Below are 10,834 nucleotides of genomic sequence, written 5' to 3'. Positions count from 1 at the left end.
CTCCCGACCATCCGAGGGAGTGCCTAACGCTCCCTCAGGGCCTCCTGTGCTCTGTTGAACGGCTTGATGAGATATTCGAAAACAGTCTTGCTGCCGGTATGGATGTCGGCTGTTGCGATCATGCCGGGAACAATCGGAAAAAGTTTACCCGCATGGTTCACCAAGGCGTCGGAACTGGTCTGGATAAACACCCGATAGTAATAGATTTCTGGATTGGTTTCGTCCTGGATCGTATCAGCGGAAATCGACGTTACACTTCCCTCCAGCCCACCATAGACGGCATAGTCGTAGGCGGTGATCTTGACACTGGCGCGCTGTCCGGGATGGATGAAAGCGATGTCACGCGGTGAAATCCGCGCTTCGATGAGCAATTGATCATCGAGCGGCACGATATCCATGAGCTTGCCATTCGGCGGTATGACGCCGTTGATGGTCGACACTTCAATATTCTTAACGATACCGCGCACGGGTGAACGCAAAGTCAGACGTGTCAGGGAGTCAGCCCTTCCCCGCACCACCGACGACAAAGCTTGCACCTCCGAATTCGCCTTGGCGAGTTCTTCGCGCGCCAGCACGATATATTGGGAACGGACTTCAACCTGCTTGAGTTGCAATTCAACCAATTGCCGTTTCAGCCGGATGACCTCGACGTTACTCGCAGCTCCTATATTGCTAAGCTGCTCATTGATCTGCAACTCCTTACGCACCAGCTCGACCGACTCTGCGATAAAGCGCAGAGACTCTTCGAGGCTTTGCTTACGCGCCTGATAAAGCTCGGTTTCAGCCTTGACCAAATCCGGGTAGTCGTTCAATTCAACAGGGAAGGTAAGCGGTGTCTGGTTAACCTCTGCCTGCAATCTTGCCGAACTTGCAAGTGCGGCACGATATTTTGCAGCGCTCTCCCCGACATTGGATTCCGTCTTTGTCGGATCCAGTCTGGCGAGAATCTGCCCCGGCTCGACAATATCATCCTGACGCACGTCGAGTTCGGCAAGAATACCGCCTTCAAGTGACTGGATCACCTGCTCGCGCATGGTAGGAACCACACGCCCACTTCCGGTCGAGACTTCGTCGAGTGTGGCAAAATAGGCCCATATCAGGCCGGTCGCAAAAAGTGCTGCGAATATCCAGATGATACGTGTCGAGCGCACTAGACGGGCATCGTCAGCCTCTCCGAAGCCCCACGTCGGTTCGGCTTCAGCTCTCAGATGCGCCATGATCACTTCCTCCAGACGGATGACCCATCATCTCGCCACCGTTGTCTTTGCCGGACGCTGGGGCTTGACGTGAGCAAGGCCACGCAAGACCAAGAGTGCTTTTTCCTTGCTGTCGTCGAGCGCAACCAAGCCATTTTCGATAACGATAATGCGATCAACCAGTTCGAGCACGCGCATACGATGTGTTGCAACGATGACCGTTCGATTCTTGCTCCAGGCACCAAAATGCTGGATAAACTGCCTCTCCGTGGCCTCATCCATGGAGGCCGTTGGCTCATCGAGCAGCAATATCTTTGGCTGTCGCACCAAAAGTCTCGCCAGTAATATAGCCTGTTTCTGACCGCCGGAGAGCCCGTGTCCACCCTCCAGAACCATATGATCGAGACCCTTGGTAAGTTTACGGATAAACTCGGCGGCACCGACCATAGACAGGGCGCCAAGCAGCTCATCTCTGGATGCGTTTGGCGTCCCCATCAGGATATTGTCGCGCAGCGTTCCGTAAAACAGACGCGCATGCTGGGTCAGGAGGCCGATATCCCGGCGAACATCTGCCGGATCGATCTGCTGTAACGCCAGATCATCAAGCAGAACCTCGCCCGATGCCGGTTCCAGAAGACCCGACAGAGCTTGCAAGAGTGTGGACTTTCCTGCACCATTCTTGCCCAGAATGGCAATTTTCTCACCGGGTTTTATGCGCAGATCCCGTATCAGCAGGGCCGGAGGCGAGTTTTCATCGCCATATTGAAACAGCGCCGATTTCAGATCAAACTTTCCCTTGATCTGCGGGCAGTGAATCCGGCTTTCCTGCTGGGGATGATCAATCGGCATTTTCATAATCTGGTTCAGGCTGTTGGTCGCAACGCGTGCGTGCTGCACCCGGCTCATCAACTGCGCAATATGCGCTAACGGCGACATCATGCGCGAACTCAGGATGGAAGCCGCAACAAGTGCACCCGTTGTCATGTCTCCCGCCATGACCATCGGTGCACCGCAAAACACGACCACCGCGAATACACCCATCTGCACATTATGGGTCCAGGTGTTGAGACTGTTTGTCAGGCCGCGCAACTTGATCTGCGCTTCGCCAGTCACCGCATTGAGATGGTTCCATTGCTGCTGGAACCGATCTTCTGCCTGCAGCGTCTTGATGTCCTCAATCCCCTGAACAGCTTCCACCAGCATAGCATTGCGCAGCGATGCCTCGCGCATGGCTTCCTGCGCAAAGGCGCGAAGCTTGCGTTGCGCCAGCACTGCCGGAAGGATCATTAACACGCCTGCTGCAATCGGGATCAGAACCAGAATACCGGCGATATAAAAGAAGATAGCCAGAAAGAGCAGGAAGAACGGCATGTCGGCAAGCGCCGTCACCGTCGTTGATGTCAACATCTCGCGAACCTGCTCAAGATCACGGATCTGGGCGATGAATGTACCGGTCGATGCAGGGCGGGCTCGATTTTTAACCCTGAGTGCATGTCCCATGACGCGGTCAGACATGCGCAGATCCGCGCGCTTGCCAAGCTGGTCAACGATGCTGGTGCGTGTGCGCCGCATGATGAAGTCGAAGACAATTGCGAGCAGGACACCACTGAACAGAACATAGAGGGTTGGGAAGGATTCTGCGGGAACCACACGGTCATAGACCTGCATGGAGAACAAGATACCAGCAAGCCCCAGGCAATTGGCGACCAACGAGGCGATCATAACATGCCCGTAGGGCCTGACGTCGCGAAGAACGATGCGCCGCAGCCAGTTTTCTTCATAAGGTTGTATGTAAGTATCGACGCGCGCATCAGGCACGGAGCGCGCCGGACGAGCAATCAGCACAAGACGAACATGGTCGAAAAGCTCATTGGCCGGCAGCGGTGTTTCAAGTCCTTTGTCGCCGTAAAAAATGATACCCGCCTCGCCATTCGCACCGAGCGAAGTGACGATACCCACCTGATCATTATGAAGCTGTACAATTACCGGTAATTGCCAACTCGTGATTGCTGAAGCTGACGGCTCCGTAAACTTGACATTGAGACCCGTCGCACGTGCAAGCTCACGGATCTGCTCCCGGAAGTCTGTAAGCGTTGACCATGTGGCGTTGAGGCGTGCAGCTTCCACCGACATCGAAAGACGATAGTGCTGCCCAACCCATCGCAGGGATTCAATCCAGGGCTCGAGATCACGCTGCTCCACCGGCTGTTCTGTGTCCTGGAGCGTCTCGGGCACCTCGTTTGCGACCGGAAGTTCGTTTGTCATAACCGCAACTCCATGCCTCTGACTTTCATATCCTCAAGAGCAAACAGCTCTCTTGAGCGACCGGAATTGAACATGCATTCCACACCCAGCTTGCGCAGGTCATGCGTGGAATTTGCCGCATCGAAAGCCGCCTGATGAAGCTCCTGTTCGGCATTGAGCAGATCGAGCAGAGTGCGGGTTCCAAGCTCCACATATTGTTGGCGATAAAGATCTCGCGTCTGGCTCATCATTCTGCTGCGGGTTTTCAGAGAACCGAGCAATTGTTGAATACTGCTTGTCTGGGAGCGCGCCTGCGTCAAGGAACTGCTGATTTCAAGGCGGCTGTTTCTGATCGCTGCTTCCGCCGCTGTCAGCCCATAATTGGCAGCGTTCCGGTTAGCGATGGTCGCGCCGCCATTATAGAGGTTTCCGGAAATATTCAGGCCAACTTTAAGACTAGGGTCGTCGGAAGACCTGTTCCTGCTGGAGCCTTGATTAAAATCATAGCCGGAACTGGCATCAAGCGAGAGCGTGGGAAACACTTCGGCCCGCGCGACTTTCAGTTTTGCAATAGCTTCCTCTTTCTGGGCCTGCGCTCGTAAGACCCCAGGCGCTTTCGTCCAGTCAGGTTCTGCGGCAGAGCAAGTCTTCTCGAGCCATTGCGGAACGTTGGAGGCAACATTGATGGCACCGGGTCGACCAAGAAGATCGGCAAGCGTGCTTTCCCAGCGTTTCAGCTGACCCGAAATTTCCAGTATGGTCGACTCCGCTGCCACGACACGGGCCTCAGCCTGCACCTGGTCGGATTTTGTGCTTGCGCCCTTGTCACTGCGCTCGCCGACCAGACTGGCAATCGCCTTTACACCGCGATGCTGTTCGCGTGCCACGGCAAGCAAAGCCTGATAACGCTGAATTTCTATAACCGCCGTGGCCGTCTCCCGGATCAGGATATCCACGCCCATCAGGAGCTGGGCACGACTGACATTTGTGGCCGCAGTCCGGGCATCGACGGAACCCGAAACCTTGCCAAAATCATAAACCATTTGTGAAGCTGAAACATTGAGCCGAGGTTGCCACTCTCCGCTATACTCGCTGCTGTAGGATGAACCGATGCCACCCTTTACCTTGGGATAATAACCTGCTCGCGCCACGCCGATCTCAGCGGTGTTCTGATTGATATTACCCACTGCCTCGTCAATCGAAGGATGCCAGTTGACCGCGATTTGTACCGCTTGCTCAAGCGTGAGAGCGTTGCTGTTTACCGCCTTAACGTCTTTTGGAACAGAAAAAGCCGCTGTTATAGGCGTGCTTTGCGTGGCAGAAGAAGCAGACTGGTCTTGAGCGGTGCCCGCTGAAGCCGATGCGGTGTTTTCAAACGATGAATCGGTTGTTGTACAGGATGATAGAAGCAAGGCGGCCAGTGCCGTCGCTACGCATTTCCGTCTCAGCCCAATGCCTCTGCTCATACGATTTCCTGCTAACAGGCTCGGATGGATGACGCCTGTTGATTTTGAAAAACTGGAGGGCGTAAAACGCCGGGCCCCAAACAAAGGGCCCGGCGTTCTACAGGAGCAAAGTCGCGACTACATCGCAGTCTGGTGCGTCGAGAGCGAATGCTCTGGATCGTCAACAGAACTGATCTGCAGATATGCGAGCGGGTCGACATCCACCTCGGGGGCAGAGGGGTCGGACGGCGATTCCGCCTCCTGAGAGCTGCGGCTGGCGAAGAAGTCTTCGTCTTCCGCCGAAGGCTCGGCTTGGCTAAGCAGACCTTCGAACGGCACCGAAAGGTCGGTTTCCCCACCATCATCGAGAAGGATATCCTCACTCAGTGACGGTTCAGGGAAATCATGGTCGCCAGCATCGACATCACTGTCACCGTGATCGATGTGATCAAGAGCAATCACATCATCGGCAAAGTCGTCACTCATAGACAACAGCATCGACTCAGCCGGCGGCACGTAAGGACCGTCACCATGTTCGACGGAAACCGACAGCGTCGCATCCTTGATCGTCCCGTTCGGATGTTCGAGACGATACGAGAACGTATCCGTTGCGCCGATATCCAGAAGGTCTGGATTTGCCGCATAGGAGTAGCTGCCGTCGGCATTGATGGTCAGCTTGCCATACTGGCCGTCAATTTCCGTACCATCGCTCACCCTGACGAAGTTTCCGTCCCCGATGTCGATCTTGAACACCGTGTAGGTTGAGCCAAGCGTATCGTCACTCAGCACATTCCCTTCTGCGGGGTCTGTATCGGCCACGACGAACTCATCAAGATGGGTAATGCTCACTGTTTCATAGGAAAGAGTGAGTTGACCTCCAAGAAGAGCTACACCATTTGGCCGCTGATAAGTTGCAGTGACCGTATAGGTGCCGGCTTCCAGATTGCTGAGCAACTGGCTCAACCCCAGATCGCCCAGCCCCAGGAAATCGCCTGTGCCATTGAACGTTTCAGAATAGCCGTCCGGTCCCGTAATCGTTACCACGAGCGTATCATTTATACCCGTGGTATCCGGCGCCGTCGAAATGATGCGAACATTCGCCAGGTCATTATCATCGATGGTAAATGTCGTCGAAGTCGTCCGAGACAAATTACCACCAAGCGGATTGACGTTGGCAGGAACGCTTTGATTAGCCGCCGCGCCGCTCGGCCCGCCACTCTCGACAAGATATGCACTGTCGATGACGGCAGTACCGCTATCGCTATTTGCAACCATGTCGATTTCTGCCGGTTGTGACTGGTCATCCGGCCACACGAGCCCCTGCCCTTCACTGTCGATGCGGACATAGAGCGTGGCAGTGCTGACGTTGCCATCGGCGTCAGTGATCGTGTATTCAAACGCGTCCACTTTACCAATACCGAGTCCATCATCATTCGGAGTGTAACTATAGTTACCCTGAGCATCGATGGTCAGGGTTCCATATTCACCCTCGATTACCGTGGTTCCGGCATCGCCAACCGCTGTGCCATTGACTTCCGAGACTTCTGTCGTATCGGTGACAGTGTCATTTTCGTCAATCACATTGCCACTGACCGTACCGGGTTCATAACCACCCACGGTGGTGTGATCATATAGATCGACATTGGTCGAAACCGAAGTATTGGTGAGGAAATTGACACCGGTCGCTCTACCCACCACCCGATATTCGCCAGCAGGCAAGTCATCGAGTGAGATAGTGGCAGAGTTAGCACCTATCGCCCAGATAAGGTCGATAATACCACTTTGACCAACCGATGTGACATCCTGCCATTCGCCCGATTCGTTCAGAAACTGAATACGAGCCTGACCACCAGATACCACCCCTAGAGCAGAGCTAGCTCCAACTGTGATCTCCGCATTTCCTGTATGCCCTTGCGGAATTTCAAAGTTAGCAACCGGATAAGTATCGAACAACCATTGGCCAATTCCGCCAACGTCACCAAGTATTGTCCTGCTATCTGAATCGGAAACTTCGCCGGCATAAGCTGGGACAATATCAATATTCACACTCGCGTAATCGTCGACTGCCTCAATATCACTATCAGCATCAGCGTCAGCGTCAGCATCCGCATCGGCATCCGCGTCAGCGTCAGCATCCGCATCCGCATCGGCATCGGCGTCGGCATCAGCGTCCGCATCAGCGTCAGCATCAGCGTCGGCATCAGCATCCGCGTCGGCATCCGCATCCGCATCGGCATCCGCATCCGCATCGGCATCCGCATCGGCATCAGCGTCGGCGTCAGCATCAGCATCGGCATCAGCGTCCGCATCAGCGTCCGCATCCGCATCAGCGTCGGCGTCGGCGTCAGCATCAGCGTCGGCGTCGGCGTCAGCATCCGCATCGGCATCGGCGTCTGCATCCGCATCGGCATCAGCATCGGCATCCGCATCCGCGTCAGCGTCGGCGTCAGCATCGGCGTCAGCATCGGCATCAGCATCCGCGTCGGCATCAGCATCCGCATCAGCGTCCGCATCAGCATCGGCATCTGCATCTGCATCTGCATCGGCATCGGCATCAGCATCGGCGTCAGCATCGGCATCAGCGTCGGCGTCCGCATCCGCATCAGCATCCGCATCGGCATCGGCATCAGCATCTGCATCCGCATCGGCGTCAGCATCAGCGTCGGCGTCGGCGTCAGCATCCGCATCGGCATCAGCGTCGGCATCGGCATCAGCATCAGCATCGGCATCAGCATCCGCATCGGCGTCAGCATCAGCGTCAGCATCCGCATCAGCGTCAGCATCCGCATCGGCATCCGCGTCAGCGTCAGCATCCGCATCGGCATCGGCGTCGGCATCAGCGTCCGCATCAGCGTCAGCGTCGGCATCAGCGTCGGCATCGGCATCAGCATCCGCGTCGGCATCAGCATCGGCATCGGCATCCGCATCAGCATCCGCGTCGGCATCCGCATCCGCATCGGCGTCCGCATCCGCATCGGCATCCGCATCCGCATCGGCATCAGCGTCGGCGTCAGCATCAGCATCCGCATCGGCATCAGCGTCCGCATCAGCGTCCGCATCCGCATCAGCGTCGGCGTCAGCATCAGCGTCGGCGTCGGCGTCAGCATCCGCATCGGCATCAGCGTCGGCGTCTGCATCCGCATCGGCGTCAGCATCGGCATCGGCATCAGCATCGGCATCGGCATCCGCATCCGCATCCGCGTCAGCGTCGGCATCAGCATCGGCGTCAGCGTCGGCATCAGCGTCGGCGTCAGCATCCGCATCGGCATCAGCATCCGCATCGGCATCAGCGTCCGCATCAGCGTCCGCATCCGCATCAGCGTCGGCGTCAGCATCAGCGTCGGCGTCGGCGTCAGCATCCGCATCGGCATCAGCGTCGGCGTCTGCATCCGCATCGGCGTCAGCATCGGCATCGGCATCAGCATCGGCATCGGCATCCGCATCCGCATCCGCGTCAGCGTCGGCATCAGCATCGGCGTCAGCGTCGGCATCAGCGTCGGCGTCAGCATCCGCATCGGCATCAGCATCCGCATCGGCATCAGCGTCCGCATCAGCGTCCGCATCCGCATCAGCGTCGGCGTCAGCATCAGCGTCGGCGTCGGCGTCAGCATCCGCATCGGCATCAGCGTCGGCGTCTGCATCCGCATCGGCGTCAGCATCGGCATCGGCATCAGCATCGGCATCGGCATCCGCATCCGCATCCGCGTCAGCGTCGGCATCAGCATCGGCGTCAGCGTCGGCATCAGCGTCGGCGTCAGCATCCGCATCGGCATCAGCATCCGCATCGGCATCAGCATCCGCGTCGGCATCTGCATCAGCATCGGCATCGGCATCGGCATCCGCGTCGGCGTCAGCATCCGCGTCAGCATCCGCATCGGCATCAGCATCCGCATCGGCATCGGCATCAGCGTCGGCGTCGGCATCGGCATCAGCATCCGCGTCGGCATCGGCATCAGCATCCGCGTCGGCATCGGCATCGGCATCAGCGTCAGCGTCAGCATCGGCATCAGCGTCCGCATCAGCATCCGCGTCGGCATCGGCATCAGCGTCGGCATCGGCATCAGCGTCAGCGTCAGCGTCGGCATCGGCATCAGCATCCGCGTCAGCATCCGCATCAGCGTCAGCATCGGCGTCAGCATCGGCATCGGCATCGGCATCAGCGTCGGCGTCCGCATCCGCATCAGCATCAGCGTCCGCATCCGCATCGGCGTCAGCATCGGCATCGGCATCCGCATCGGCGTCCGCATCAGCATCGGCATCCGCATCCGCATCAGCATCCGCGTCGGCATCAGCATCCGCGTCGGCATCAGCGTCCGCATCGGCATCAGCATCGGCATCGGCGTCAGCATCCGCATCAGCGTCAGCGTCAGCATCAGCGTCGGCATCGGCATCAGCATCAGCGTCGGCATCGGCATCGGCATCAGCATCAGCATCCGCGTCTGCATCGGCGTCAGCATCCGCGTCAGCATCCGCATCGGCATCAGCATCCGCATCGGCATCGGCATCAGCGTCGGCGTCGGCATCGGCATCAGCATCCGCGTCGGCATCGGCATCAGCATCCGCGTCGGCATCGGCATCGGCATCAGCGTCAGCGTCAGCATCGGCATCAGCGTCCGCATCAGCATCCGCGTCGGCATCGGCATCAGCGTCGGCATCGGCATCAGCGTCAGCGTCAGCGTCGGCATCGGCATCAGCATCCGCGTCAGCATCCGCATCAGCGTCAGCATCGGCGTCAGCATCGGCATCGGCATCGGCATCAGCGTCGGCGTCCGCATCCGCATCAGCATCAGCGTCCGCATCCGCATCGGCGTCAGCATCGGCATCGGCATCCGCATCGGCGTCCGCATCAGCATCGGCATCCGCATCCGCATCAGCATCCGCGTCGGCATCAGCATCCGCGTCGGCATCAGCGTCCGCATCGGCATCAGCATCGGCATCGGCGTCAGCATCCGCATCAGCGTCAGCGTCAGCATCAGCGTCGGCATCGGCATCAGCATCAGCGTCGGCATCGGCATCGGCATCAGCATCAGCATCCGCGTCTGCATCGGCGTCGGCATCGGCGTCAGCATCAGCATCAGCGTCAGCATCGGCATCGGCGTCAGCATCGGCATCGGCATCGGCGTCAGCATCCGCATCCGCATCCGCATCGGCATCCGCGTCGGCGTCAGCATCCGCATCGGCATCAGCGTCGGCGTCCGCATCGGCGTCTGCGTCGGCATCAGCATCGGCGTCAGCATCCGCGTCGGCATCAGCGTCAGCGTCCGCATCGGCATCAGCGTCGGCATCCGCGTCGGCGTCAGCATCGGCATCTGCATCGGCATCGGCATCAGCGTCGGCGTCGGCGTCGGCGTCAGCATCGGCATCAGCGTCGGCGTCGGCGTCGGCGTCAGCATCGGCATCGGCATCAGCGTCGGCATCCGCGTCGGCGTCAGCATCGGCATCCGCATCCGCGTCGGCGTCAGCATCAGCGTCAGCATCCGCGTCGGCATCCGCATCAGCGTCAGCATCCGCGTCGGCGTCAGCATCGGCATCGGCATCGGCATCAGCATCGGCGTCGGCATCTGCATCTGCATCTGCATCTGCATCCGCATCTGCGTCAGCATCTGCGTCAGCGTCGGCATCCGCATCCGCATCCGCATCGGCATCAGCGTCAGAATCCGCGTCGGAATCGGAGTCGCCGTCACCGTCACCGTCGCCATCACCATCGCCGTCGCCGTCGCCATCACCGTCGCCGTCGCCATCACCGTCGCCGTCGCCATCACCGTCGGCGTCAGCATCGGCATCGGCATCCGCGTCAGCATCGGCGTCGCCATCATCATCGCTGTCATTACGAGATGCAGCCGCGGCGATGATACCGCCTCCGCCCAACAACCCTAAACCGAGTAGCAGAGGCGACAAGCCTGCACCGGCTCCAACGAGTTGGTCCACGGAAGAAATTTCAGCAAACTG

At 58.4% G+C, this 10,834-nt stretch carries 4 protein-coding genes and 1 pseudogene; all 5 read right to left on the bottom strand.

Going from position 1 to position 10,834, the window contains the following annotated elements; all coding sequences use genetic code 11:
• Positions 1 to 23: 23 nt before the first annotated feature.
• A complete protein-coding gene (locus AAIB41_RS13220; RefSeq protein WP_343315751.1) occupies positions 24 to 1,217 on the bottom strand; it encodes an HlyD family efflux transporter periplasmic adaptor subunit in 1,194 nt (397 codons plus the stop codon).
• A gap of 27 nt (positions 1,218 to 1,244) precedes the next feature.
• Positions 1,245 to 3,461 (bottom strand): type I secretion system permease/ATPase, encoded by a 2,217-nt coding sequence (locus AAIB41_RS13215; RefSeq protein WP_343315750.1) that lies wholly within the window; start codon positions 3,459 to 3,461, stop codon positions 1,245 to 1,247.
• Positions 3,458 to 4,906 (bottom strand): TolC family outer membrane protein, encoded by a 1,449-nt coding sequence (locus tag AAIB41_RS13210; RefSeq protein WP_343315749.1) that lies wholly within the window; start codon positions 4,904 to 4,906, stop codon positions 3,458 to 3,460. The genes AAIB41_RS13215 and AAIB41_RS13210 overlap by 4 nt, the downstream gene beginning before the upstream one ends.
• Positions 4,907 to 5,023: 117 nt before the next feature.
• Positions 5,024 to 6,799 (bottom strand): annotated as a pseudogene (locus AAIB41_RS13205) (Ig-like domain-containing protein); the annotation flags it as partial.
• Between the two features lie 128 nt (positions 6,800 to 6,927).
• A complete protein-coding gene (locus tag AAIB41_RS13200) occupies positions 6,928 to 10,713 on the bottom strand; it encodes a hypothetical protein (RefSeq protein WP_343316139.1) in 3,786 nt (1,261 codons plus the stop codon).
• Positions 10,714 to 10,834 lie beyond the last annotated feature (121 nt).

Source organism: Brucella sp. BE17, assembly GCF_039545455.1.
Lineage (GTDB): Bacteria > Pseudomonadota > Alphaproteobacteria > Rhizobiales > Rhizobiaceae > Brucella.
Note: the sequence above shows the minus strand (reverse complement) of the source record. Positions and strands in the feature narration are given on the sequence as shown.

Coding starts and splice junctions, on each gene's coding strand:
- AAIB41_RS13200 (WP_343316139.1), bottom strand. CDS start 10,713: ATGACAGCGATGATGATGGCGACGCCGATGCTGACGCGGATGCCGATG.
- AAIB41_RS13210 (WP_343315749.1), bottom strand. CDS start 4,906: ATGAGCAGAGGCATTGGGCTGAGACGGAAATGCGTAGCGACGGCACTG.
- AAIB41_RS13215 (WP_343315750.1), bottom strand. CDS start 3,461: ATGACAAACGAACTTCCGGTCGCAAACGAGGTGCCCGAGACGCTCCAG.
- AAIB41_RS13220 (WP_343315751.1), bottom strand. CDS start 1,217: ATGGCGCATCTGAGAGCTGAAGCCGAACCGACGTGGGGCTTCGGAGAG.